This is a genomic window from Streptomyces sp. NBC_00104 (assembly GCF_045160825.1).
In the GTDB taxonomy this organism is placed as follows: Bacteria; Actinomycetota; Actinomycetes; order Streptomycetales; family Streptomycetaceae; genus Streptomyces.
The window spans coordinates 10,506,161-10,531,796 of the sequence record NZ_CP108215.1; the positions used below are offsets into that span (position 1 = coordinate 10,506,161).

18 protein-coding genes and 4 pseudogenes are annotated in these 25,636 nt (G+C 71.1%); 8 read left to right on the forward strand and 14 right to left on the reverse strand.

Annotated elements, in window-relative coordinates:
• Positions 1 to 35: 35 nt before the first annotated feature.
• Positions 36 to 383: pseudogene (locus tag OG272_RS45855) on the forward strand (ABC transporter permease subunit); the annotation flags it as partial.
• A 34-nt stretch (positions 384 to 417) separates the two neighbouring features.
• Here OG272_RS45855 and OG272_RS45860 read toward each other — a convergent pair.
• The 4 genes and pseudogenes from OG272_RS45860 to OG272_RS45875 form a co-directional block, all read right to left on the reverse strand.
• Entirely contained in the window at positions 418 to 2,211 is a 1,794-nt protein-coding gene (locus OG272_RS45860; protein WP_327726256.1) for a glycoside hydrolase family 9 protein, read from the reverse strand.
• Positions 2,212 to 2,540: 329 nt separating this feature from the next.
• The gene (locus tag OG272_RS45865; protein ID WP_327726255.1) at positions 2,541 to 4,835 is read right to left on the reverse strand and encodes an ABC transporter permease; all 2,295 of its coding nucleotides are present in this window, start codon (positions 4,833 to 4,835) and stop codon (positions 2,541 to 2,543) included.
• 3 nt (positions 4,836 to 4,838) lie between these two features.
• Positions 4,839 to 5,492: pseudogene (locus tag OG272_RS45870) on the reverse strand (ABC transporter ATP-binding protein); the annotation flags it as partial.
• Positions 5,493 to 5,584: 92 nt separating this feature from the next.
• Entirely contained in the window at positions 5,585 to 6,100 is a 516-nt protein-coding gene (locus OG272_RS45875; protein ID WP_326573620.1) for a PadR family transcriptional regulator, read from the reverse strand.
• A gap of 124 nt (positions 6,101 to 6,224) precedes the next feature.
• Here OG272_RS45875 and OG272_RS45880 point away from each other — a divergent pair, with 124 nt between their 5' ends.
• The 5 genes from OG272_RS45880 (at position 6,225) to OG272_RS45900 (ending at position 12,921) form a co-directional block, all read left to right on the forward strand.
• On the forward strand, positions 6,225 to 7,493 hold the full coding sequence (locus OG272_RS45880) for an ABC transporter substrate-binding protein (protein WP_327726254.1): 1,269 nt from the start codon (positions 6,225 to 6,227) through the stop codon (positions 7,491 to 7,493).
• Between the two features lie 161 nt (positions 7,494 to 7,654).
• On the forward strand, positions 7,655 to 9,337 hold the full coding sequence (locus OG272_RS45885; RefSeq protein ID WP_327750270.1) for a glycoside hydrolase family 13 protein: 1,683 nt from the start codon (positions 7,655 to 7,657) through the stop codon (positions 9,335 to 9,337).
• A 52-nt stretch (positions 9,338 to 9,389) separates the two neighbouring features.
• Positions 9,390 to 10,718 carry an extracellular solute-binding protein gene (locus OG272_RS45890; RefSeq protein WP_327726252.1) on the forward strand — a complete coding sequence of 443 codons (1,329 nt, stop codon included), beginning with the start codon at positions 9,390 to 9,392 and terminating at the stop codon, positions 10,716 to 10,718.
• Positions 10,719 to 10,723: 5 nt separating this feature from the next.
• Positions 10,724 to 12,079 carry an ABC transporter permease subunit gene (locus OG272_RS45895; RefSeq protein WP_327726251.1) on the forward strand — a complete coding sequence of 452 codons (1,356 nt, stop codon included), beginning with the start codon at positions 10,724 to 10,726 and terminating at the stop codon, positions 12,077 to 12,079.
• Entirely contained in the window at positions 12,076 to 12,921 is an 846-nt protein-coding gene (locus OG272_RS45900) for a carbohydrate ABC transporter permease (protein ID WP_326573615.1), read from the forward strand. Before OG272_RS45895 ends, OG272_RS45900 begins: the two co-directional genes overlap by 4 nt.
• 99 nt (positions 12,922 to 13,020) lie before the next feature.
• Here the strand turns inward: OG272_RS45900 and OG272_RS45905 are convergent, their stop codons facing one another.
• The 4 genes from OG272_RS45905 to OG272_RS45920 form a co-directional block, all read right to left on the reverse strand.
• Positions 13,021 to 13,809 carry an SGNH/GDSL hydrolase family protein gene (locus OG272_RS45905; protein WP_326573614.1) on the reverse strand — a complete coding sequence of 263 codons (789 nt, stop codon included), beginning with the start codon at positions 13,807 to 13,809 and terminating at the stop codon, positions 13,021 to 13,023.
• Positions 13,810 to 14,204: 395 nt separating this feature from the next.
• Positions 14,205 to 15,110 (reverse strand): trypsin-like serine peptidase, encoded by a 906-nt coding sequence (locus OG272_RS45910; RefSeq protein ID WP_405895954.1) that lies wholly within the window; start codon positions 15,108 to 15,110, stop codon positions 14,205 to 14,207.
• Between the two features lie 813 nt (positions 15,111 to 15,923).
• A complete protein-coding gene (locus OG272_RS45915; protein ID WP_405895955.1) occupies positions 15,924 to 16,862 on the reverse strand; it encodes a sigma-70 family RNA polymerase sigma factor in 939 nt (312 codons plus the stop codon).
• A 10-nt stretch (positions 16,863 to 16,872) separates the two neighbouring features.
• Positions 16,873 to 18,063 carry an NAD(P)/FAD-dependent oxidoreductase gene (locus tag OG272_RS45920; RefSeq protein ID WP_405895956.1) on the reverse strand — a complete coding sequence of 397 codons (1,191 nt, stop codon included), beginning with the start codon at positions 18,061 to 18,063 and terminating at the stop codon, positions 16,873 to 16,875.
• An 827-nt stretch (positions 18,064 to 18,890) separates the two neighbouring features.
• On the opposite strand from OG272_RS45920, the gene OG272_RS45925 reads away from it, so the two are divergent.
• Positions 18,891 to 19,352, forward strand: a complete 462-nt coding sequence (locus tag OG272_RS45925; RefSeq protein WP_328224633.1) for a pyridoxamine 5'-phosphate oxidase family protein — start codon at positions 18,891 to 18,893, stop codon at positions 19,350 to 19,352.
• Positions 19,353 to 19,633: 281 nt separating this feature from the next.
• Here the strand turns inward: OG272_RS45925 and OG272_RS45930 are convergent, their stop codons facing one another.
• From OG272_RS45930 to OG272_RS45950, 5 genes and pseudogenes are all read right to left on the reverse strand, one after another.
• Positions 19,634 to 20,215 carry a TetR/AcrR family transcriptional regulator gene (locus OG272_RS45930; RefSeq protein WP_328224797.1) on the reverse strand — a complete coding sequence of 194 codons (582 nt, stop codon included), beginning with the start codon at positions 20,213 to 20,215 and terminating at the stop codon, positions 19,634 to 19,636.
• A 392-nt stretch (positions 20,216 to 20,607) separates the two neighbouring features.
• The gene (locus OG272_RS45935) at positions 20,608 to 21,348 is read right to left on the reverse strand and encodes a VOC family protein (protein ID WP_327726248.1); all 741 of its coding nucleotides are present in this window, start codon (positions 21,346 to 21,348) and stop codon (positions 20,608 to 20,610) included.
• A gap of 150 nt (positions 21,349 to 21,498) precedes the next feature.
• Positions 21,499 to 21,904: pseudogene (locus OG272_RS45940) on the reverse strand (DUF1062 domain-containing protein); the annotation flags it as partial.
• A 96-nt stretch (positions 21,905 to 22,000) separates the two neighbouring features.
• Positions 22,001 to 22,999, reverse strand: coding sequence for a type I glyceraldehyde-3-phosphate dehydrogenase (gene gap / locus OG272_RS45945; protein ID WP_327726247.1), 999 nt, complete (start codon positions 22,997 to 22,999; stop codon positions 22,001 to 22,003).
• A gap of 128 nt (positions 23,000 to 23,127) precedes the next feature.
• Positions 23,128 to 24,084, reverse strand: a complete 957-nt coding sequence (locus tag OG272_RS45950) for a helix-turn-helix domain-containing protein (protein WP_326573606.1) — start codon at positions 24,082 to 24,084, stop codon at positions 23,128 to 23,130.
• Positions 24,085 to 24,355: 271 nt separating this feature from the next.
• Between OG272_RS45950 and OG272_RS45955 the strand changes: the two genes are divergently transcribed.
• Positions 24,356 to 24,949 carry an isochorismatase family protein gene (locus tag OG272_RS45955; protein ID WP_327732031.1) on the forward strand — a complete coding sequence of 198 codons (594 nt, stop codon included), beginning with the start codon at positions 24,356 to 24,358 and terminating at the stop codon, positions 24,947 to 24,949.
• Between the two features lie 486 nt (positions 24,950 to 25,435).
• Here the strand turns inward: OG272_RS45955 and OG272_RS45960 are convergent.
• A pseudogene (locus tag OG272_RS45960) lies at positions 25,436 to 25,621 on the reverse strand (response regulator transcription factor); the annotation flags it as partial.
• Between the last annotated feature and the right edge of the window lie 15 nt (positions 25,622 to 25,636).

Consider the following 25,636-nt stretch of genomic DNA (forward strand, 5'->3'; position numbering starts at 1 on the left):
CAACGGGCCGCCGCCGAGCACCGCTTGACGGCGGTATGCGGGGCATCCCGGTCTCGCGGGACGAGGCGGCGCGGCTCGGCGGAGCGGACGCCCTCACCATCTACTGGCGGATCATCCTCCCGCTGCTCAAGCCGGCCGTCGCCACCGTGGTGATCATCAAGGGGATCACGGTCTACAACGACTTCTGCATCCCCTTCCTGTACATGCCGTCGGAAGAGCCGGGGACGATCTCCACCGCGCTGTTCCGCTTCCCGGGACCCTTCGGCGCGCACTGGGAGAACATCTCCGCGGGCGCGGTCCTCGTCGTCCTGCCGACACCGGCCGTCTTCCTCTTCCTCCAGCGGTACATCTACAACGGCTTCGCCCGGGGCGCGACCAAGTGACGCACCCCGGGCGTGCGCGGGAACCGGCGCGCGCTCAGGCCGTCCGAGGCCGCTCGGCGGCGAAGGCGGCCAGCCAGGCCAGCGGGGCGTTCCAGTTGATCGCGACCTCGTTTGTCGAGTACGAGCCGATGTCGTCGATGTAGCAGGCCGCGGGCTTGCACCCACCGAGCCGCTGCTGCGCCACCGGATCCTGCAGGGCGCTGTTGGGACCGCCGGCCAGTGAGCCCGCGGGCGGGTTCGGCAGCGAGGCGTCGTACTGGCGCGCCCAGAAGCGGTGGTGCTGGTTGCGGGCGTACTGCGTGCCGTACCCGGTGACGTAGGACAGGCCGAGCGCGTTGCGGCCCAGCAGATAGTCCATCGACTCCAAGGCGCCGTCCCGGTAACGCCGTTGGCCCGTCAGTTCGTACGCCACAGCCATGACCAGCGCGTTGTCGGTGACCTGACTGTTGGAGCCCCAGACGTACGCCGACACCGGGATCGGCGCCGGATAGCCCTGGCCCGACATCGAGTCGAGGTAGCCGTCGGCTGCCGAGACGACCGAGGAGCGCAGCCGGGTGACGTCCGAGGCGGGCAGAGCGCCTGGCACCGTGGCGAGCGTGAGCCGGCCGAGCGCGGCGGTATCCGCCCAGCCGAAGCCGAAGGAGGTGAAGGCGTCGGAGGCCGTGTGCCAGGACGAGGACGTGACAGCGTCCCGGAAGGCGCCTTCCCCGGTGGCCGCGTAGAGCTCGGCAGCAGCCCAGTAGAACTCGTCGCTCACGCGACCGTCCCCGTAGGCGCCCCCGCCCGTGCCGTCCGAATCCGGCGCGATGACGCCGGGGTTCGCCTTGGCGGCGGCCCACGCCTTGCGTGCGGCGGTCAGGCAGCGTGACGCGAACCCCGCGTCGTACGGCGCGTACACGCGGGCGCACTGCGCCGCGGTCGCCGCGAGGTTGAGGGTGGCGGCCGTCGAAGGCCGGTGCAGTTCGCGGGGCTGCGCGTCCTGTTCGGGCCGGGTGGGCAGCGCGGTCCACTGGGCGTCGTGGATCTTGTGGAAGGCCATTCCGGCGTACGGCCGCCCGTCGGGAACCTGCATCCGCAACAGGAACTCCAGCTCCCAGCGCGCCTCGTCGAGCACGTCGGGCGTGTTGTTGCCCCGCTCGGGGATGCGCAGAGTGGAGTCACCGAGGGCGGCTCCGTTGCCGGCACGTGCGGCGCGGTCGTACGAGTTCACCAACAGCCATGTGGAGATGCCGCCGTTCACCACGTACTTGCCCTGGTCGCCTGCGTCGTACCAGCCGCCCCGGACGTCGAGGGTGTAGTCGCAGACACCGGCCTGGCAGGGCACGCGGGTGTCGCCCTTGTTGGGAGCGACGCCCAGATGACCGGCCGGCCGCGCGTAGGCCGATCCCACCAGGGACGCCTCGATGGGCGTTCCGCTGCGCTGGTGGTAGAAGAACGCCATCGCGTCCGAGCGCAGGGTGTTGTAGAGGTCGGCGCGGATGTCGAAGGACGGGCTGTTCTGTCCGGACACCGCGAGGACGTAACCGCTGCCCGTCCCCGTGTACGACGAGAAGTCCACGAGATGAGTGGCGTCCCCGGAGGCGGCGTCCGTCCCGCGCGGGGTGGTGGAACCGGAGGCCACAGTCTGCCCGGAGGCGTTGCGCAACTGCCAGGACAGCGGCTGGGAGGCCGAGTTGACGAACGTGGCTCGCTTCGGTCCGTCCGGCAGGTAGCCGAGTCGGTTGACTCTGACGGGGGAGTCCGCGGTGATGGCGGTACGAGCTTCGGCGGAGCGGTCGGGCTCGGCCGCCCCGGTGGTGCCGGTCAGCACACCGGCGAAGGTGACCAAGGTGAGCAGGCTGACGGTCGTCGCGCGGGAACGGCGTCGGCGACACGAAGTGGGGGACTGCACGGGCGCCTCCAGTGGGGGGAAGGGCAGGGGCGGCCGCTGTACGGAATCCCCTGCGCCAAAGGCGAGGTCATGGGAGCGCTCCCATCCAGCAGGTTTGCATGGTCATGCCACAGGGTCAATGCTCCGGGCGGACTCTGCCGCCCGCGCACCCTCCCGCCTGACGCCCACGGGGCCCTACGGTGGGAGGCCTCGGCGTAAGGGCTCGACGATCCTGTCGAGAGACCTGGAATGTCGGCCGGGCCGGGCCGACACCGCTCCTGGGAGACCTACGCCACCGCGCTCAGCGTGTCCGCGAGGCGGCGGCGGGAGGCGCGGGCCGCGGGGAGAGCGGCAAGGGCCAGGGCACCCAGTACCGCCGCTGCGGCCAGCGCGGACAGAGCGGCGGGGGAGGGGACCTGGGCGATGCCGGCCCCGATGCCGTTCGACCGGCCCTGGGCGTCGATCAGCCACCGGGCGAGGGGGATGCCCAGCGCCATGGCGACCACGACCGACGCCAGGGCGGTGCAGCCGGTGGCCGTGACGGTGATCGCGGTGATCTGCCGCGGTGACAGTCCGATCGCTTTGAGCGCCAGCAGGTCCCGCTCGCCCTCGCGGACGGTGCCGCCGATGGCGGTCAGCAGTTCGACGAGTCCGATGAGCGCGAGGACGCCGAGCAGGCCGACGACGACACCGCGCAGCGGCGACAGTCCGTCCGCGGGGTTCGTCACGACGTGCACGTCCAGCTGTCCCCGGCCGGCCGAGGCGGTCAGCTCCGTGGCGACCCGCTGCGGCTCCGCGCCGGCACGCAGCCGGACCTGGTAGAGCGTCGGCCGGAGTTCGGGGTCGTTCTCCCGGAGGGTGTCGAGCGAGGTGGAGATGACGCGGCCGGAGTTCTCCGGCTCGATGCTACGGCCGACGATGTGCAGGATCTGGGGCCGGCCGCCCACGGTCATACGCACCCAGTCGCCGACCTCCACGTCCAGCAGGTCGAGCAGCCCCTGCCCGGCCACCGCCTCGTCGGGACCATGGGCGGGACGGCCCTCGGCCGGCGTGTAGGGGTACGGGTCCTTGTCGGTGCCGAGACCGCGCAGCGCGATCGTGGCCGTCTGGCCCGGCACCAGGGCCGCCACCTCGACGCCCGGATAGGCGGCGGCGACCTCGGGACTGCGCGCCAGGAGGGCCCGGGTCGCCGGGTCGCCGAGACCGGTGTCGGCGCGCACGGTGAGCGCTGCCGCGAGGCCCATCCGCTCCGGTCGGCTGTGGAAGCGGTCCATGGTCGTCCACGCGCTCATCGCCACCACGATCAGCATCAGCGGCAGCGCGAGACGGGCGATCGTGGCCAGTGCGCGAGGGCGGCGCGTGAACGCCCTGTGCCAGCCGAGGACCAGCGCGGGCGGCAGCCGCAGGCCGAGAGCCCGGCGCGCCACACCCGACAGACGTCCGCCCGCCGGCGCGGCGGTCCGCGCCACCGGAACCGGGGGCACCCGTCCCGCCCGCCAGGCCGCGAGTCCTGTGGTCGCCCCGATGAACAGCACCACGCCCACCGGCACCGCCACGAGAGCCACCGGGTGGCCCGGCAGTCCCTGCCACATGCCGACCGCGTCCCCGAGGCGCCCGGGCATCCGGGGGCCCAGCGCCTGGGTGAGCGCCACCGCGGCCACGGCGCCCAGCAGCGCGTAGGCGAGGTGCTGGACCAGGAAGACGCGCACCACCTGGCCCGGTGTGAAACCGATCGCCTTCAGGATCGAGATGTCGCGGAGATGGCCTCGCACGCGGGTGCCGATGGCCCCGTGCACGGCGAGTCCGGCGGCGACCAGCGCGCCGAGCCCGAACAACCCCAGCACCAGACCGAGCAGCCGGTCCTCGCCCTCGGCCTCGGCCCGCGCCTGCTGCCAGGCGGAGACCTCACTGACGGCGCCGGCACCCAGCATGGTGACGGCACGCTGAACGGTGTAGTCGGTGTCCGAGGGGTCCGTCAGACGCAGCCCGATCACCTGGCCGCCGTCGGAGCCGGTGCGGGGCAGGGCGGACGGCGGCGCCCAGACGAGCCCCGGTCGCTCCCCCTTGCTGTAGCGCGGCTCGGCGCTGTCGGCGACGCCCAGGACCGTCAGCGTGCCGGTGCCGCCGGGCAGCGTGAGTACGTCCCCGGGCTCGGCCAGCAGTGCCCGGGCGAGAGTGCTCTCCAGCACCACACCGTCCGGCCTCCCGGGATCCAGCCAGCGGCCGGAGGCGAGCAACGGGCGGCCGACCACGGGCCGTTCGGACGTGCCGCGCAGCTCGACGGAGGCGCGGGCGCCGCGGGAGGTGACCGTGGTGGACGCCGTGGGGTAGGGGCCCGCGACGGACTCGACGCCGCCCAGACCGGCGAGCCCGGACGTCTCGGCGGAGGGAGCGGTGTGAAGCCACACGTGTGCGCCCCGGGACTGTGTGAAGACACGTTGCCAGGGGTTCGTCGCATACCCGAAGAGCGCCGTCGCCAGCAGCAGGGAGGTGACGATGCCGACCGTGGCGAGGACCAGGAACAGCGCCTCGCCCCGATGGGTCCGCAGGTCCGAGTGCGCCCAGCGCAACGTGGCTCGCATCGGTCAGTCCTTCAGCTCCAGCACGGCGGGAACCCCCGCGCCGGGCGACGGCGTGCCGTCCAGTTCGACGTCGTCGGCTATCCGGCCGTCGAAGAAGCTGATCACCCGGTCCGCCGCACTCGCCAGTCGTGCGTCATGAGTGACCAGAACGATCGTCTGACCACGTCCGTGGAAACGGGACAGCAACCGCATCACCTCACGTGTGCCCTTGCTGTCCAGGCTGCCCGCGGGCTCGTCGGCCAGCAGCAGCGGAGGACGGTTGACCAGGGCCCGGGCCAGCGCGACCCGCTGCTGCTCGCCGCCGGACAGCTCGCCCGGCATGCTCCGCTCCTTGCCCGCCAGACCCAGCTCGGCCAGCAGCTCCTCACGCTCGGCGCGCGCCCGCTTGGCGGAGACCCCGGCCAGCAGCGCGGGCAGCTCCACGTTGTCGGCGACCGACAGGTTGGAGACGAGGTTGAAGAACTGGAAGACGATGCCGATACGGCGGCGACGCTCCACGGCCCACCGCGCCTCGCTGTAGGCGTCCGTGCGCTCGCCGTCCAGCCAGATGCTGCCGCCGTCCGGTCGCTGCAGTCCGCCGAGCAGGTGCAGCAGCGTCGACTTGCCCGCGCCGGACGGGCCGGTGACGGCCACGAACTCGCCGGGCCGCACCCGCAGGTCCACACCGCGCACGGCACGGGCGGGCGCACCCTGTCCGTAGTGGGTCTTGACGAGGCCCTCGGCCCGCAGCACAGGAGTGGGGGCGTCGCTCACTTCGGCTCCTCCAGTTCCTCCTGGCAGCGCTCCAGCCAGTCCAGGTCGGCCTGGAGGTGCAGCATGGCGCCCTCGATCAGCAGCCGGGAGATGCGGTTGTCCCGGTTCTCGGCCGTGGAGAGCTTCGACAGGTTGCGCATGGTGTTCAGGTAGTGGCGCCGTTGTCTGTTGATCAGGGCGATTCTGTCGGCGAGACCGGTCTGCTCGGCGAGCGCGAGCTTCATGAAGAACTCGTCCCGCACCCGCGGCTCGTCCGCCGTCTCCTCGTACCAGGCGCGCAGCGCCTCCCGCCCGGCATCGGTGAGGTGGTAGATCTTCTTGTTCGGCCGGCTCGCCTGCTCGACCTCCTCCCCCTCGATCAGTCCCGACTTCTCGAGGCGGCCGAGGGTCACGTAGATCTGGCCGACGTTCGGCTGAGGGTACGCGGCACCCAGTAGTTGCTCAAGGTCCTGCTTGAGCTCGTAGCCGTGGGCCGGGCCGCGCGCCAGCAAGGCCAGGAGGGGCAGGCGCACTCGAGCTGTCCTCCTCGCAGCCTCGTATTGTGTTCCAGGCCCTAGTATCGCCCATACCTAACAGGTATACATGGCCTCTGACTCCGGGCGAAGGTGCCCGGCGCCGGTGTACAGGGAGGAACCTATGCGGTGGATACGCGCCGCCGGTAGGGGCCTCCTCGTCCTCGCGGTCGTTCTGGCCGGTTATGGCGCGTCCGGGGCACAGGCCACCGGCGGACCCGAGGGTCGCGGGCCGCTGACCCTCGCCACCGCGGGCGACCTCACCGGCTACCTCGGTCCACTCCTCGAGGGCTGGAACCGCGCTCACCCCGGTGAGAAGGTCACCCTCGTCGAACTGCCGGACTCCGCCGACGAGACCCGCGCCCAGATGATCACCGACCTGCGTGCGGGCGAACGCGGCCGCTTCGACGTCCTCAACATCGACGTCACCTGGACCTCGGAGTTCGCCGCCGCCGACTGGATCCGCCCGCTGCCCCGCAACCGCTTTCCCCTGAGCAGCTTCCTCCAGCCGGTCGTGGACACCGCGACGTACGACGGACAGCTGTACGCCGTCCCGTACGTCACCAACGCCGGCCTGCTCTTCTATCGCAAGGACATCCTTGCCAAGGAGGGCGTCCAGCCGCCCCGCACCTGGGCCGAGCTGGAGCGTTACGCGAAGACCATCGCGCCCAGGCACGGCCTCGACGGCTACGCGGGCCAGTTCCTGCCCTACGAGGGCCTCACCGTCAACGCGGCCGAGGCCGTGTACTCGGCGGGCGGCACGATCCTCGGCGACGAGGGCCAACGCGTCACCGTCGGCTCGGCGGCGCGCGAGGGCATCGGGTTCCTCGCCCGCGGTGCACGCGACGGCTGGATCCCCAAGGAGGCTCTGGAGTACAAGGAGGAGGAGTCCAGGCAGGCCTTCCAGGACGGCCGGCTGCTCTTCCTGCGCAACTGGCCCTACGCGTACGTCGGCGCCTCCGCCAAGGGCTCCGCGGTCGCCGGGAAGATCGGCGCCGCACCGCTGCCGGGTCCGGACGGGCCCGGAACCAGCGTGCTCGGCGGCTCCAACCTGGCCGTCAACGCGCACGCCGAACACCCCGACACCGCTGCACGCCTGATCTCCTATCTCACGGGCGAGCGCGTCCAGCGCCAGGTCCTCACCCGGGGTGCGCTGCCTCCCGTGCGCGCGGATCTGTACCAGGACCCGGAACTGGTGCGGGAGTTCCCGTACCTGCCGACTCTGCGCGCGAGCGTCCTCAAGGCCGCACCGCGCCCGAAGAGCCCGCGCTACGACCAGGTCAGCATGGTGGTGCAGGCGGTGGTCCACGATGCGATGGCCGGGCACTCGACGCCGGAGGCGGCGGTGCGTCGGCTGGCGCGGGAGCTGGCCGACATCTCCCGCCGCGGCTGACGTCCTCCTGGCCGGCACGACTTCTCCTACTTACATGTTAGGTAACGCCAGCGTATCGACTCGCGTCTCTCTGGGATGAAAAATCCGTTTATAACATCCCTGTTGGCGGATTCCCTCTGTCCTCTTCGTTGACACCTCCGTGAAACATCTACCTAACATGCATGCATAACAGTCAGCTCGCACAGACAGGCCAACGGGTGAGCTCCAAGCACATCGACACACATCGCTGGTGGCGTGACGCGGTGATCTACCAGGTGTACGTCCGCAGCTTTCTGGACAGCACCGGTGACGGCGTCGGCGATCTCGCCGGAGTCCGGGCCGGACTGCCGTACCTGAAGAAGCTGGGCGTCGACGGGATCTGGCTGAGTCCGTTCTTCCCCTCCCCGCAGCACGACCACGGCTACGACGTCGCCGACTACCGCGACGTCGACCCGCTCTTCGGCGACCTCGCCGAGTTCGACCTGCTGATGTCGGCCGCCCGTCGGCTGGGCGTCAAGGTGCTGCTCGACATCGTTCCCAACCACTGCTCCAGCGAGCACCCCTGGTTCCGCGAGGCGCTGGCCTCCGCGCCGGGGAGCGCGGCACGGGCCCGCTTCCACTTCGCCGACGGGCGGGGACCGGACGGGGCCGAGCCGCCCAACAACTGGCACGCCATGTTCGGCGGCTCCGCCTGGTCCCGCGTCACGGACGCGGACGGCCGTCCGGGCCAGTGGTACCTGCACATGTTCACGCCCGAGCAGCCCGACTGGAACTGGCGCGACCCCGAGGTCGGCGCGTACTTCGACCGTGTCCTGCGCTTCTGGCTCGACCGGGGTGTGGACGGCTTCCGTATCGATGTCGCCGCCGGCCTGTTCAAGCATCCCGAGCTGCCCGACTCGCCGGACCCCGAGATCGACGCCCGTACCCGCGACTCGGTCAACCCGCTCGCCTGGAACCAGCCCGAGGTGCACGAGGTGTGGCGGCACTGGCGGGCGGTGTGCGAGGAGTACACGGCACACGACGGCCGCGAGCGGCTCCTGGTCGGTGAGGTCTCGGTCCCGACGGCACGCGACCACGCCAAGTACGTACGCCCCGACGAACTGCACCAGGCCTTCTTCTTCGACCTGTTGAGCGCCTCCTGGGACGCCGACGCCTTCCGCAAGGTCATCTCCGAGGCCATGCAGGACATCGCGGGAACGGGCTCCACCGTCACCTGGGTCCTCAACAACCACGACCAGGTCCGCACGGTCACCCGCTATGGCGAGCCCGCCGTCGAGGGCAGCGGCCTCGGCGCCGCCCGCGCCCGCGCCGCCGCCCTGCTCATGCTGGCGCTGCCCGGGGCCGCGTACATCTACCAGGGCGAGGAGCTGGGCCTGCCCGAGGTCGTCGACCTGCCCGACGACGTGCTCACCGACCCGATCTTCCGCCGCACCGGCAGCCGCGCCCGCATCCGCGACGGCTGCCGGGTACCGCTGCCGTGGTCCGGGCACGCCTCGCCGTTCGGCTTCACCTCCGGCGTCGAGGGCGCCAAACCCTGGCTGCCGCAGCCCGAGTACTTCGCCGAGTACGCCACCGACCGCGCGCTCGCCGACACCCGCTCCTTCTGGCACCTGTACCGCGACGGCCTCCAGCTGCGGGCCGCGCTGCCCCAGCTCGGCGAGGGCACGCTGCGCTGGCTGGACACCCAGCCCGGTGTCCTCGGCTTCGTCCGCGGCGACGGCCTGGTCTGCGCCGTCAACTTCGGTACGGCGCCCGCCCCGGCGCCCGTCTCCGGCACCCCCTTGCTGTCCAGCGGCCCCTGCCCGGCCGGGGTGCTCCCCGGCTCCACGGCCGCCTGGTGGATCGGCGACGACACCGATTCCTGAGACCCCACACCGCTCCACCCCGTCAATCACCCTCCCCGAAGGGACATCAACGATGATGCGACGACGTACCCCCCTGCTCACGAGCTGCACCGCCCTCGCCCTGGCGCTCGGCGCGACCGCCTGCGGTGGCGGTGGCCCCGTCGCCGCGGGCGGCGGCGACAAGGCGCTCAGTGGTCAGACCGTCTCCGTGGCCGGCGTCTGGTCCGGCAGCGAGCAGAAGAACTTCCAGAAGGTGCTGGAGGCCTTCACCGAGAAGACCGGCGCCAAGACCCAGTTCGTGTCCACCGGCGACAACGTCTCCACCGTCGTCGGCAGCAAGATCGAGGGCGGCAACGCCCCCGACGTGGTGATGGTCCCGCAGGTCGGCGTGCTCCAGCAGTTCGCCGGGAACGGGTGGCTCAAGCCGCTGTCCCCGACCACCCGGAAGTCCGTCGACGCCAACTACGCGAGCGTGTGGAAGGACTACGGCAGCGTCGACGGCACCCTCTACGGGCTGTACTTCAAGGCCGCCCACAAGTCGACCGTCTGGTACAGCCCCGACGCCCTCGACCAGGCCGGCGTCGAGCCGCCGAAGACGTACGACGAGATGCTGAAGGCCGGGCGGACCGTCTCCGACTCGGGCCTCGCCGCCTTCTCCGTCGCGGGCCAGGACGGCTGGACGCTCACCGACTGGTTCGAGAACGTCTACCTCTCCCAGGCCGGCCCCGAGAAGTACGACGCCCTCGCCGCCCACAAGCTGAAGTGGACCGACCAGAGCGTGGTCGACGCGCTCACCACGCTCGGCGAGCTCTTCAAGGACAAGCAGCTCCTGGCGGGCGGACAGAACGGCGCCCTCAACACCGACTTCCCGGGCTCCGTCGAGAAGGTCTTCGGGCCCAAGCCCGAGGCAGGCATGGTCTACGAGGGCGACTTCGTCGCCGGTGTGGCCAAGGACCAGTTCGGCCGGAAGATCGGCGAGGACGCGAACTTCTTCCCGTTCCCGCCCGTCGGCGGTGGCGCGGCACCCGTGGTCAGCGGCGGCGACGCGGCCGTCGTCCTCAAGGACGGCAAGAACACCAAGGCGGGCATGGCCCTCCTGGAGTACCTGGCGACCCCGGAGGCCGCCGCGGTGTGGGCGGAGACGGGCGGCTTCCTGTCCCCGAACAAGGAGCTCGACCCCGCCACCTACGGAGACGACGTCACCCGGACGACCGCCAAGTCCCTCATAGCCGCCGGGGACTCCGTCCGCTTCGACATGTCCGACCAGGCCCCGGCCGCGTTCGGCGGCACCAAGGGCGCGGGCGAGTGGAAGATCCTCCAGGACTTCCTGCGCGACCCGTCCGACCCGAAGGGGACCGCGGCACAGCTGGAGACCGCCGCGGCCAAGGCCTACAAGGGCTGACCGCGATGACCGCCACGTTCACGAAGGCGGGCGGTCCTCCCGCCGCCGGAAGCACCGCTCACCAGCGGCGCGCCCGGCGGCGGGGGAGGACCATCGCCCTGCTCTTCGTCCTCCCCGCGCTGCTCCTGCTCGGCGCCCTCGTCCTCTACCCGGTGCTGTTCTCCGTCGGCCGCAGCTTCTTCGACGCCTCCGGGACACGGTTCGTGGGCGGTGACAACTACACCGAGATGTTCCGCGACCCCGCCACCCTCAAGGCCGTCCGCAACACCACCATCTGGGTCGTCGTGGCCCCCGCCCTGCTCACGGGGCTGGGACTCGTCCTCGCCGTGCTCGTCGAGAAGATCCGGTGGGCCACCGCGTTCAAGCTGCTGCTCTTCATGCCGATGGCCGTCTCCTTCCTGGCCGCCGGCATCATCTTCCGGCTCGCCTACGACGAGGACCCCGACAAGGGCGTCCTCAACGCGGCGGCGGTCGGCATCCACGACGCCTTCCAGGGCACCTCCTCGTACCCGACGGCCCGCGCCCGTGACGGCCAGGGCCTCACCGCCGGCGACAACGGCTCGTACCGTACGAGCACACCCGTGTCACCGGGCGACACGGTCTCCCTCGGCCTGGTGGGCGTCGCGCCCAAGAACCTCAAGGGCGCGGAACCCGCCCACGGGCCGGCCGCCCGCAAGGCAGGCCCCGACGAACTGCGCGGGGTCGTCTACCTGGACTTCACCCCCGGCGGGGGAGGGAAGCAGGGCGCGGTCGACCGCCGGGAGAGCGGCCTGCCGGAGATGAAGGTCGAGGCGGTGCGCGACGGGAAGACGGTCGCGAGCACCACCACAGCGGCCGACGGCTCCTTCCGCTTCCCGGGCCTGGAGGCCGGCTCGTACACCGTCACGCTTCCCGGCTCGAACTTCGCGCCGCCCTACGACGGCGTCTCCTGGCTCGGCCCGACACTCGTCACCCCGGCGATCATCGGCGCCTACCTGTGGATCTGGACCGGCTTCGCGATGGTGCTGATCGGCGCGGGCCTGTCGACGCTGCCGCGCGACACCCTGGAGGCGGCGCGCATGGACGGCGCCAACGAGTGGCAGGTGTTCCGCCGGATCACCGTGCCCCTGCTGGCCCCCGTACTGACCGTGGTCTTCGTGACCCTCGTCATCAACGTGATGAAGGTCTTCGACCTCGTCTACATCATCGCGCCCGGACCGGTGCAGGAGGACGCCACCGTGCTGGCCACGCAGATGTGGCTGGTGTCCTTCGGCGGCGGCAACGACCAGGGACTCGGCAGCGCGCTCGGCGTACTGCTCCTGCTGCTCGTCGTCCCCGCCATGGTCTTCAACGTCCGCCGCTTCCGAGGGAGTCAGCGATGAACGTCAACGCGCTCAGGCGGGCGCTCGGCAGCGGTCTCGTCCAGGCCTTCCTCGTACTCGTCGGGCTGATTTGGCTCACCCCGCTCGCCGGACTGCTCCTGTCGTCCCTGCGGTCCACCGAGGACACGGCCACCGGCGGCTGGTGGACGGCCCTCACCAGTCCCGGCCAGCTGTCCTTCGACAACTACACGGCGCTGCTGGGGAACGCCGGCATCACCCAGGCGTTCTGGAACACCGTGCTGATCTCGGTGCCCACGACCGTGCTCGTCGTCGTCATCGCCGCGCTCGCCGGATACGCCTTCGCCTGGCTGGACTTCCCCGGCCGTGACCCGCTCTTCCTGCTGGTGGTCGCCCTGTTGGTGGTGCCGGTGCAGATCGGCCTGTTGCCGGTGGCCAAACTCTTCGGCCAGCTGGGGCTGTTCGGCACGATCCCGGGCGTCGTCCTCTTCCATGTCTCGTACGGACTGCCGTTCGCGATCTTCCTGCTGCGGAACTACTTCGCGGAGATACCGAGGGAGATGCTGGAGGCGGCCCGCATGGACGGGGGCGGCGAGTGGCGCATCTTCACACGGCTCGTCCTGCCGGTCGGGCGGCCCGCCATCGCGAGCCTCGCCATCTTCCAGTTCCTGTGGGTGTGGAACGACATGCTGGTGGCGCTGCTGTTCGCCGACAGCTCGGCACAGCCCCTCACGGTGGAACTGCAGTCGCAGATACGGCAGTTCGGCAGCAACATCGACGTACTGGCGCCGGGTGCGTTCCTGTCGCTGATCGTGCCGGTGGTCGTGTTCTTCGCGTTCCAGCGGCACTTCGTGCAGGGGGTCATGGCGGGATCCGTGAAGTAGGCCCGGTGAAGCTCTGGACAGCTGAAGCACTGGCCAGCTGAAGCACCGGCCAGCTGAAGCACCGGCCAGCTGAAGCACCGGCCAGCTGAAGCTCCGGACTCAGGCCGCGTCCTGGAGCTTCACCGGTCCCGGCTCCGGCCTCTTCGCCGAGCAGCCGTCGCCCGACGAACGTCCGCGCAGTCGCCGCCACAGCCACGGTCCGAGGAAGTCCACGGCCCAGCGCACCTCGGCGCCGACGGCCCGCAGGGCGGGGACGCGAGGCCGCGGGGGCAGCGCCTCCGCCCAGGTGTCATGACCCGGCAGACCGAGCGTGTGGGCCATGCCGGAGGCGATGCGCGCGTGACCCAGCGGGCTCGCGTGCAGCCGGTCGTCGGCCCAGAGACGGGGATCGGTGGTGACGGGGTGGGCGAAGACGTCCAGGACGGCCACGCCGTGCCGCTCCGCGGTCTCACACAGGCGGGCGTTGAGGTCGAGGATGCGGGGGAGCACCCGGCGCGCGAGTGGCGACACCTTCCCCAGGTCGGGGAAGGTCACGGTGGCCACCCGCGCTCCCGACGCGGTGAGACGGGCGAACATCTCCTCGATGTCGGCGATGACCGACGCGGCGTCGAACCCGGAGCGCACCAGGTCGTTCATACCGGCCATGACCGTCACGAGGTCCGGCTTCAACTCCAGTGCCGGTCCGAGCTGTTCGGCCCTGATCCGGGCGGCCGTCTTGCCGCGTACGGCGAGGTTGGCGTACGCGAGACTCGGCTGGTGCCCGGCCAGGACTTCGGCAAGCCGGTCGGCCCAGCCTCGGTGCCCGCCCGCGGGGTCGGGGTCGCCGAGGCCTTCCGTCAGGCTGTCGCCGATCGCCACGTAGCGCGTGTAGGGGTGCGGAGCGGTCATGGAGAGAAGTCTTCCATCGATGTGCTGCCTCACCGGTGGCTGCCCCCGCCGACTGTGTGCGGTGCGGGAGGTTGTCGACGAGGTGTTCGCGCCTGCTTCTCCGCCCTGCCCGACGCGGACCGGGCAACCCTGCTCGACCTGCTGCAGCGCTTCACCGCAGAACGCGACACGTAGCCCCGGACCCGACGTCCAGGCACAACCTCACACGACCGTCCGTTGAGCGACCGCCTCGGCGCCGGCCGAAACAGACGCCCGGCAGGCGCCTCGGCCCCACCTGTCGACCACGGACTGTTCCCTGCCAACGCAGCTACGGGGCCCGGAGAAGTCGCCATGACAGTCTCCGGGTCCCGGGCCCGGGACGGCACGCCACTCCGGCCCGCCGGAAACCCCGGTGCTCAGCCGCGTCGGGCGGCGTCGTAGACGGCTCGCGCGGTCTTGTCGAGCGTCGGCCCGTACATCGGGGTGCCGCCGTCGCGCTCGCCGTGGCTGTTGACCGACACCACGGTCCCCTTGCCGGTGTAGGAGTTGAAGTCGGCGAGCCAGGGACCGCCGCTCGCGCCGCCGCCGAGATCGCACGGGACGCGCTGCTCGCCTTCGGGGGCGCGCTGAGAGGTACCGGCGCAGTACAGCAGCTGCTCGCCCCGCTGGGGCGTGGTCGCCGGATAGCCGAAGGCGGTGACCCGCACACCGGCCGGACGGTCGAAGGCGATGCTCTGCGCTCCCACCGCGTCGGTGAGCCGCTTCCCCTTGGCCGGGGTGGCGACGACCATCGCCGCGACGTCGTTGACCGTGTCCTCGACCCAGGTGCGCGGTGTCATGGTCGCCTTGACGGCATAGCGGCCGTACGGCGCCTTGCCCTTGGCGTAGCCGGGGACGAAGACGATGTCGCTGTAGGTGTTGACGGGCGAGGAGCCGAGGCGCGCGCAGTGAGCGGCAGTCATGATCACTGAGCGGTTGTCGCTGGTGACGGCGCTGGCCGTGCACCAGGTGTCCTGCCCCTTCGAGTTGACGAAGAAGAGCCGGCCGATGCTGGGGATGCCCTTGCCGGTCCAGGTCTTGCTGAGCGGTCCGGTCGGTCCCACGTCGACGGTGCGGCCGACCTGCTTCATGCGCGCGGGCGTCCAGTACGAGAGGGCGGCGGCCAACTCCGCCGCCGTGTAGGTGACCGTACTGACCTGGCCGGTTCCGGCGGCGGCCGCCGCGGGTGAGGCCGGGGCCGCCAGAGGGCCGGCCAGGGCCAGCAGGACGGTGGCGAGACCGGAGACGGTGCGGCGCGCGCCTCGGGACGGGCTGGGCGACATGGGTGTCCTCTCGGATGATCGGGATCGGGATCGGGCCATCACCCGGAAGGATGCGATTCTGGCGAGTGGGGTGCATCCGCCGTCTGATCTTTCGTTGCCACGGCCCACGGCCCACGGCCCACGGCCCACGGCCCACGGCCCACGGCCCACGGCCCACGGCCCACGACCCACGACCCACGGCCCTCTCGTCCCGGGGTGACGTTCCCACCCTCCCGGCCCTCACTTCGAAGCTGCGAAGACCCCCATCCGCATAGGCAGCCGAGTGCAGGCACCCTGCCGGCCTGGTCCGCGCATCACGGACACGACGGCGTGCTGCTCGACTCGGGCCGTGGCCGCCCGCGCTGCGAGGACCCGCAGGTCGGCCGCCGTGCCCGTCGTCTCGCGGTCGCGGGCCCACTCGACGCTGTGACGCCGTACGTCTCGCCGGAATGGCGCGGTACGACCACCGAGCGGTAACTGCACGAGACCGGGACCACTGCGAAGGCGAAGCCGCGTACGGCGTCGTCGGTGGCTGTCGGCGGTCCTGACGGCTCCGCGTGCTCGGCGAGCACGCGGTACAGGGCGTGCGGCCCACCCCGAGATCCCGCGCGATGTCCGTGAGGACTGGGGCGGGGTTCGCACGACAGCGGGTCAGGACGACGGCAAGGGTGTCCTCGTCGGCCGCTCCCGCGCGGTCGACGAACCCCATCAGCGGGTAGTGACCGTAGATTCGGAGACCGACGTGCTTCGGCCCCCGTGCTGCTGTGCGGCGCGAGGGCTCAACGAGTGCTGTCCCAACTCCTACTCTCAGGCCACTGGATTTTGGTGGCTCTGTCACCATGCGTTGATGACCGGAGCGTCGGGCGCGTGCTGCCGCCAAGCCGTGTTGAGGCGCGCGAGGCGGTCCGCGGCGGCGATGCCGCGCAGGGACGCGACCTTGCCGTCACTGATTTCGAACGCCACGGCGCCCACGATCCGGCCGTCGATCACGGCGAGGACGGCCGGGGAGCCGTTGACCAGCGCGCTATGGAGCGCGGGCGAGCCGCCGGCCAGCCGCCGCTTCGCCGGGGTGGGCTTGAAGCCGGCCCGTACGTAGGAGGCGACACGCTCGCGCGTCCTGTACCGCAGCAGCCGCCTGGCCAGTCCGGCGCCGTCCGAGACCGCGGTCACGTCGTCGGTCAGCAGAGCCACCAGCCGTTCGGTGCGCCCGGATGTGGCGGCGACGAGGAACTCCTCGACGACCCGGCGCGCGGCCGCGGGGTCGGCCTCGCCGCTGCGGTGGCGCTCGGCGGCGACCCGGATCCGGGCCCGGTGAACATGCTGCTGGCTCGCGGACTCGGTGATGTCGAGGATCCCGGCGATCTCGGCGTGGGGGTAGGTGAAGGCCTCACGCAGGACGTAGACGGCCCGCTCGACTGGTGAGAGGCGCTCCATGAGGGTCAGTACGGCCAAGGACACCGATTCACGCTGCTCGAAGGTGTCGGCCGGGCCCAGCATCGGGTCGCCCTCGAGGAGTGGCTCGGGCAGCCAGTCTCCGGCCGCCCGCTCGTGGCGCGCCTGCGCCGAGCGGAGCCGGTCGAGGCAGAGATTGGTGACGACCTTGGTCAGCCACGCTTCCGGCACCTCGACCCGTTTGCGGTCTGCGGCCTGCCAGCGCAGGAACGTGTCCTGCACGGCGTCCTCGGCGTCGGCGGCCGAGCCGAGCAGACGGTACGCGAGCGAGGCCAGCCGGCCCCGGCTGGCCTCGAACCGTTCGATGGCGACGCTCTCCACGCGGAACAGCCTATGCAGAGACACTCACACCGGCCCGGTCCGGTGCGGCTGCCAGGCGGCGCTTGTGCTTCGGCATGCCGAAGGTCGGGTGGGCGATGCCCCACCCGGCTCCCTTGAGCACGCCCGACTTGAGCCGCGCGGCGGTCCGGCCGCCCAGGTACCAGGACTTCGACAGGGCGTCCCCGTCCACCATCTGGAAGATCGCGTCCCGCCGCCCGAGGCTGATGTGGTTGCCGTGGTACTTCAGCCCAAGGGTCGGGACCTCACCCCCCGTCAGCCGTGCGATGATCGCGGCGGTCGCCTGCATGTTGGTGAGGCCGGCCGAGGCGCAGGACATCGGCAGCGGTCGGCCGTTCTCACCGATCGCGTTGGCGCAGTCACCGGCGGCGTAGACATCCGGGTGCGAGACCGAGCGCATGGTTCGGTCGACGACGATCTGGCCGGTCTCGGCGACCTCCAGTCCGCTGGCGGCCGCGATGGGGTGCACGGCGAACCCGGCCGACCACACGGTCACGTCGGCCGAGATGGACATACCGCTGGCGGCGATCGCCCGTGTCGGCTCGACGGCTTCGATGCGGGTCTGCTCGTGCACAGTGATGCCGAGCCGGTTGAAGGCCTGGCACAGGTGACGGCGGGCCTTCGGGGAGAGCCAGGCACCCAGCTCGCCGCGGGCGGCGAGCGCGACCGAGAGGTCGGGCCGGGACTCGGCGAACTCGGTGGCGGTTTCGATGCCGGTCAGCCCCTCACCGACGACCAGCACGGTGCCGCCCTCGCCCAGGCCGGCCAGGCGCTCGCGCAGACGCAGCGCCGAGGACCGGCCGGTCACATCGAAGGCGTACTCCGCCACGCCGGGGACGCCATGGTGGGCCACGGAGCTGCCGAGCGCGTAGAGAAGCGTGTCGTATGCGAGCTCGCCGTCGCCGTCCTCGCCGATCACGGCGACGGTCCTGCGCTCGGGGTCGACGCCGGTGACGCGCGCCAGGCGCAGCCGCACCCCGGTGCCCGCGAATACGTCGGCGAGCTTGCGGAACGCGAGGTCCTGGCCGATCGCGAGCTGGTGGAGCCGCATCCGCTCGACGAAGTCGGACTCGGCGTTGACGACGGTGATCTCGGTGTCGGCGGGGGAGAGCCTGCGGGCCAGGTTTCCGGCGGCGAAGGCCCCGGCGTATCCGGCGCCGAGTACGACAATGCGGTGCTTCATGACGTTGCTCCTGTCTCGTTCGCGTGCCCCTTGGACGAGACGGCGCCCCGATTGCTGACAGGAGCCGGGTGTGACGCGGGACACCCAGCCAGGACGAGCGGCTGAGCCTTCCGGCGGGCACTTGGGCCTGCTGCCTCGGGCAGTCGAAACGGGGCGACGGCCGGCTACCGATCGAGATGGCTTCTCCACTGAGCCGACTGCTGTGGATCTCGGCGGCCTGCCCCGGGCGCACCTCGGAGTTCGACGCCTGCCGACATGACAAGCTCACCCGGAAACTGCGGGAAGCCGGGCTCGGAGCCATCGCCGACCTGGGTTTCGTCGGCCTCGACGACGGCCGCCCCGACGCCGACCCGCCGGTGATCACCGGCTACGGGGCCGCCCGGAACCGGCCCCTGACGCGAGACGCGAGATCAGAAACCGTCCAACACGGCACTGGCGGCCGTCCGGGCATCCGTCGAGCAGGCTTCGCCCACCTCAAGAGCTGGCGCGTCCTCGGCAAGGTACGCACCGCCCCCGCCTGGGCAACCGCCCTGGTCCGGGCTTGGTTTGTTGTAGTCCAACCCGTTCGCGGCCCGTTTACGGCCCGGCCCACCGGCCCAGACGGCCCGGCCCACCGGCCCAGCTGGTCCGCCTGGCGACGCAGCCAGCAGGCGCGATCACGAGTAGTGGGCCATTACCGGAGACCAGTGTGACTGAGCACGTCCGCTGGCCACTCTGAGTACCGAAGTTGGTCGTCCCGAGCCAAAAGTTGAGGGGTTCATCGGTCGCTGGGAGTAGGTCCTGCGCCTCAGGCGCGCTTCGCGCCTGCTTGGCTAGGGTCGGCCCTCATGGAGACCACGGGAATCGTTCGCCGCCAGACGGTGGAGCGTAGGCGCGACGCTCTGAAGCGGCTCGATACCGAGCGGGATGTATGGGTGTCGACGGCTCACCCTGATCACGGGCCGCACCAGGTGCCGCTGTGGTTCTTCTGGGATGGACGAGCAGTGTGGATGTGCACCAGCGCCACTGCCGTGACCGCGCGGAACGTCCGCAAAGAGCCGCGCGTGCGCCTGGCGCTACCGGACACCTTCGACGTGGTGCTCCTCCAGGGTGAGGCGGAGTGCTTCCCGGACCAGGAGGTGCCCGGAGGCGCAGCGGAGGCGTTCGCCGACAAGTTCGGGTGGGATCCACGCGTGGAAGAGGGGTCCTTTCTGTATGTACGAGTGGTCCCGAGGACTGTGCGCGCCTGGCGCGGCGAGCCGGAACTACGCGGGAGAGTCATCATGAGCGACGGGATGTGGCTGGAATAACGGCCGCCCTGGCGGAGGACGCGCCGACGCCGGATCGCGCCCGGCCGTGTCCGCCGCACGCCGACGCGCCTCTCTCGGATCACGATCCAAAGCTGGAGTACTGGGGCGCGTATCGGGTCGTGATCAATGAGCACCGCAGCTTCCGGGGCGGGGGGGCTCCGTCGGGAGTACGGGGCCGGCGATCTGCGGCTGCGGCGTGTGGGCACGAGTGACCGGAAGCGATGCCGCAGGCACGCAGCGGCTCACGAGGGTCCCGGCTGCGCGCCCGCCGGGACGGTGTGTCAGACCATGGCGAGCCGGTCCACCAGCAGCTCCGTCCTCCGCTCGGTGTCCTCCGGCGGCAGCCGTCCCGCTCGGGTCAGGGTGGCCAGCCCGTGCAGGGCCGCCCAGAACACCTCGGTGAACAGTCCCGGGTGGACGCCGTCCCCGGCGACCTCGCCGAGGCTTTCCAGCAGGTCGGCGAAGGCGTCCTTCAGCGGCTCCGGGGTGTCCTCGTGCGCGAACGCCAGGCCGCCGTCGAGCCGGAACATGGCGTCGTAGACCGCCGGGTAGCGCTCGGCGAAGTCGGGGTAGGTGCGGGCGAGTGCGGTGACCCGGGTGCGAGGGCCGTCCGCGGCGGAGGTCGCGGCCCGCAGCGCCGCGGCCATCTCGGCGGCACCCTCGAGGGCGACGGCGCCGATGATCTCGCGCTTGCCGCGGAAATGGCTGTAGAGGACGGGCTGGCTGTATCCGATGCGCTCGGCGAGCCGGCGGGTGGTGACCGCGTCCCAGCCCTGTTGCTCGGCGAGTTCGCGGGCCGTCGCCACGATGAGGCGCTCGCGGCCCGCCCGTTCGCGCTCCTTGCGTTCCTGACCGAGCGGCAGCGGGCCACCGAAATCCCGGCATCCGGGAAAGCAGCCGCCGCCAAGAGTCCACCTCTGCGATCCCGACAAACTACGCCCCTTGATGACCTGCGCGGCTCTCGTGCTCTTGGCTCTCGGCTCTGGTTCGGGTGAGGTCTTTGATCCAGATCACGAGGCACGCAGGTGAAGCCCGGCGAGGTGGCTTCGCGGCGCCCAGGAACGAAGAAGGCAGCAGCGAAGTCAGCACTTCGGTTGGCGAGTTGAGTGGCGTGGTCGGCGAGCGAGCTGGTCTCGCTCCCGGCACGCACACTCTCGCCGCCCGAACCGACCGAGGCGTCGCAGCCCAGTCCACCCGGGGGCATGGCGCATGAGGACACAAGGTTCACGGGTCGGGGTGTCGTCAAGGTTCCGCGTCAGGAAGGGGCGAGGACGCAGAACTCGTGGCCCTCCGGGTCGGCCAGGCACGTCCACGGGACGTCGCCCTGGCCGAGGTCGAGGTCGGTGGCGCCGAGCGCCCGCAGCCGGGCCACCTCCGCTTCCTGATCGTCACCGGGGTACGGCAGCAGATCGAGATGGACGCGGTCTGGCACCGTCTTCCCGCCGGGCGTGCGGAGGAACTCAAGATACGGGCCGACGCCCTTGGCGGAGCGCAACACCGCATGATCGTCGGTCACCTCGTGCACGGTCCAGTCCATCGCCTCACCCCAGAACCGGGCCATGGCCCGCGGATCCGCGCAGTCGACGACCACCGCGGCGATCGGCCCGGTGTCCCGGTAGACCTCCCGAGGCTCCAGCACGCAGAACTCGTTGCCCTCCGGGTCGGCGAGCACGGTCCACGGCACGTCGCCCTGGCCCACGTGGGCGGGCGTCGCACCGAGAGCCTGGAGGCGCGCGACCAACTCCGCCTGATGGCCCGCAGAGGTGGTGGCGAGATCGAGGTGCACACGGTTCTTTGTCGTCGTCTTGGGTTCCGGGACGGGAACGACGTCGACGCCGACGGCGACCGGATCCGGCCAAACCAGGCCGCCGGCGGGGCCAACGTAGGTGGTCACACCGGGGCTGTACGCACTCCAGCCGAGCGCCTCCGCCCAGAACCGGCCGACAGCCGGGGCATCAAGAGCCTTAATGTTCACCTGAACAGGTCGCAGCGCCATGCCGGCGATCCTAGACGCCCGCTCTGCAACGACATCCGCAGCAATAGTCGACAAGCAGAGATCATTCGCTCACCAGCCGTAGTGCTCAGCCCGCCAACCAGGGCCTGTCCGGCGGAACTTGCCGGACAGGCCGCTGGTCTGGAGGAGGGCTCAGCGCTCTAGCGTGAAGATGAAGTCGCGGGAGAGCTTGCCGCTCAGCCTGACTACCGAAACGAGGCTTCCCTCCGTGATCGGCCTCTCGACCTCGGCCCGCGAAAGGCCGCATCGTTCAGCGATCAGTCGCACCGGCCGGAGAGCGATCCGCGCCGCGAAGCGGACCGAGACGTCGATCACCTCGCGTTCCAGGTTGATCGGACCCGCCGGTGTCGAGGCGCCAGGCGCTGTCCCGGTCGAGGGCGATGCGATGACGGCGCCGCACGGCCGGATCCTGGAGCAGTTCGGCTGCCAGGCCAGGGCCGTGGTCATGCAGCCGGTCCAGCAGCTCAGGTCGTACGGAGCGCACGTTCATCCTCTCCAGGACCGTGAGCTTCGTGGTTTCCCCGCAAGCGGTGCTGAGCGGGCGCTCCGGTTGGCCCGACTGGTCGACCAGAGCGCCCAAAGGAAGTACTGCCCGGACCTGTCGCCGGAGATGGGGGACCGCCCCGGCGACAGGTCAGCGGGTGACGAGGAACTCGAGCGTGTCGATCACGCGGTTCGAGAAGCCCCACTCGTTGTCGTACCACGCGACCACCTTGACGTGACGGCCGTCGACGCGGGTGAGTGCCGAGTCGAAGATCGACGAGGCGGGATTGCCCACGATGTCGGACGACACGAGCGGGTCGTCCGAGTACTCGAGGACGCCGGCGAGCGGCCCCTCCGCCGCCGTGCGGTACGCCGCCAGCACGTCGTCGCGCGTCACGTCGCGGGCGACGGTCGTGTTGAGTTCGACGATCGAGCCCACCGGCACCGGTACGCGGATCGAGTCGCCCGACAGCTTGCCCTCGAGGTTCGGCAGCACCAGGCCGATCGCCTTGGCGGCGCCGGTCGTGGTCGGCACGATGTTGACGCCGGCGGCCCGGGCGCGACGGGCGTCGCGGTGCGGACCGTCCTGCAGGTTCTGCTCCTGCGTGTAGGCGTGCACCGTCGTCATGAACCCGTGTTCGATACCGGCGAGTTCATCGAGGACCGCGGCCAGCGGCGCGAGCGCGTTGGTGGTGCAGGAGGCGTTCGAGACGATCGTGTGCACGGCCGGGTCGTAGGCGTCGGTGTTGACCCCGAAGGCGAGCGTGACGTCGGCGCCGTCCGACGGCGCGCTGACGAGTACCTTCTTCGCGCCCGCGTCGAGGTGGGCCCGGGCGGCCTTGGCCGAGGTGAAGCGGCCGGTGGCTTCCAGGACGATGTCGACGCCGAGTTCGGCCCACGGCAGCTGCCCCGGTTCGCGCTCGGCCAGCACCGTGATCCGACGGCCGTCGACGACGAGGGCGTCCCCGTCGACGGTCACCGGGCGCCCGAGCCGGCCGGCCGTACTGTCGTAGGCGAGCAGCCGGGCGAGAGTGGCCGGCTCCGTCAGGTCGTTGACGGCGACGACCTCGAGGGCGCTGTCGCGCTCCAGCAGTGCGCGCAGCACATTGCGTCCGATGCGGCCGAATCCGTTGATGGCGATGCGAGTCATGAGTGATGTCCCTTCCCTTCCCCACCAGGCTCGCCCGCGGCCGGCGCCGCTGACAGTGGCGGGATCGCCACGGTTCAAAAGGATCCCGCCACACCCGCCACACCCGAAACCGCACGGTGCCGGGCGGTTCACTCGCCCCGGGTGAAGGTGCGCCGGTATTCGCTCGGCGTGGTGCCGAGGATGCGCTGGAAGTGCAGGCGCAGGTTCGCGCCGGTGCCGAGCCCGATGTCGGCGGCGATCTGTTCGACGCTGAGCTGCGAGCGCTCGAGCAGTTCGCGGGCCAGGTCGATGCGGGCGCGCATCACCCACTGCATCGGCGTGTAGCCGGTCTCCTCGACGAAACGCCGGGAGAACGTGCGCGGCGACACCCCCGCCTGCCGCGCCAGTATGTCGAGGGTGAGGGGCTCGCCGAGCCGGTGCAGCGCCCACTCGCGGGTGGCGGCGAACCGCTCGCCGAGCGGCTCGGGGACGCTGCGCGGCACGTACTGGGCCTGGCCGCCGCTGCGGTAGGGGGCCGCGACCAGACGCCGGGCCGCGTGGTTGGACGCGGCCACTCCGAGGTCGCCGCGCAGGATGTGCAGGCACAGGTCGATGCCGGAGGCGGCGCCGGCCGAGGTGAGCACGCTGCCCTCGTCGACGAACAGCACGTTCTCGTCGACCTGGACGAGCGGATGCCTGGCCACGAGTGCCCGCGTGTAGTGCCAGTGCGTCGTGGCGCGCCTGCCGTCGAGCAGGCCCGTGGCGGCGAGCGCGAAGGCGCCCGTCGAGATGGCGGCGAGCCGCGCGCCCCGGTCGTGGGCGGCGATCAGTGCCTCGACGACGGCACGTGGCGGGTCGTCGCGGTCCGGGAACCGGTAGCCGGGGACGAAGACGATGTCGGCCCACGCCAGCGTGTCGAGGCCGTGCGCGACGTAGTACGCGAGGCCGTCGCCGCCGGTCACGAGACCGGGTGTCGCCCCGCACACCCGCACCTCGTACGGCATGCTCGCGCGGGTCGTGAAAACCTGCGCGGGAATTCCGACGTCGAGCGGCTTCGCACCCTCGAGCACAAGGACGGCGACGCGATGCAGGTGGGGTGCAGGCACAGGAAGAGGCTACGTGGGACGTGACTTCGATACGTCCACTGCGCGGACCGGGCACACGACACACCGGCCGGGCTGCCCTCCACGTTCCACGTTGGAGTCCACCGCCCGTCCGAGCCGTCGCTCGCACGGCAGGGCCTTCGGCCGGTGCGCATCGTTGCTGCGGTGAAGAACCTGGGCCGTGCGGGTGAGCCCAGCCGCCTTTGTCCCCGGGGGACGAGTGAGGGCCGGTAGAACGCGGGGAGTTGTTCCGTCGTGATGAAGGGTGGTCATGGTGAGCCGAGGCTTGATCGTCGTGGATGTGCAGAACGACTTCTGTGAAGGAGGCAGTATCCCCGTACCGGGCGGCGCGCGGATCGCGACCAAGATCGCCGACCTGGTGGAGCGGACCGCGGGTCGTGACTACCGGTACGTCGTCGCCACCCGCGACCACCACATCGACCCGGGAGGCCACTTCTCCGAGACCCCGGACTTCAAGGAGAGCTTCCCCGTCCACTGCGTCGCAGGAGGCGAAGGCAGCGAGTTCCACCCCCACTTCGCCCCCGCCGTCACCGGCGGAAAGGTCGACGCTGTCTTCTTCAAAGGCGCCCACAGCGCCTCCAAGAGCGGTTTCGAGGGAGCCGACGAAGAAGGAACCCTCCTCGCGGAGTGGCTGCGTGCCCGCGGGGTCGAGGACATCGACGTGGTGGGCATCGCCACGGACCACTGTGTGCGTGCCACCGCGCTGGACGCCGTGAAAGCAGGCTTCCGCGCACGGGTACGCCTCGACTACTCCGTCGGAGTCGCACCGGACACGACAGCCGCAGCCGTGGACGACTTCCACCAGGCAGGTATCGCCGTATCCGGCGAGGCACCGCTGCCGCAGTAGTCCCCGCGTCAGGCCTGGCGCGGACCGGAGCGAACGGTAGGCCTGGCGCGGACCGGAGCGAACGGTAGGCCTGGCGCGGACCGGAGCGAACGGTGGTGCGCCCTGCCGCCGAGGAACAGCGACAGAGCGCACTGACGAAGTCTCACGGGCGAGCAGCCGCAACGGTGCCGCTCCCCGGCCCAGGGCGGACCGGGGAGCGCTCGCAGCGCTGCCGGCCGCTCAGCTCGGCTGGTCTCCGGTGCAGCGGAAGACGCCGCCCTTCACCGACTGATCGCCGTACCTCGGGGGGGATCACGGTACGGGCGAACTGGCCATCGACTTAGTGGTGGTCGTGGTTTCCTCGGTGCGGTTACGGGCGCGCCCCGCAGGAGGTCTCGGGTACCGGGCCGGGGGCGTCAGGGCCGCGGGCACCGTGGCGGTGATGCGGTCGGGGCACCGTCGGACGTCCACCGCGAAGTCGGCAACCACTGCCGGCTGCCAGCCGCTGCGCCGGGCGACCAGGCCGGATGCGTAGGCGAAGACCACGAGTTGGGCCCGGTCGCGGGCACGGAGTTTGGCCATGGCCCGGTTGATGTGGGTCTTCGCGGTCATCGGGCTGATCACCATGCGGTCGGCGATCTGGTCGTTGGACATGCCCCGTGCGGCCAGGGCGACCGCGCCCGCCGTCCTGTTCACATGCACCGGCAA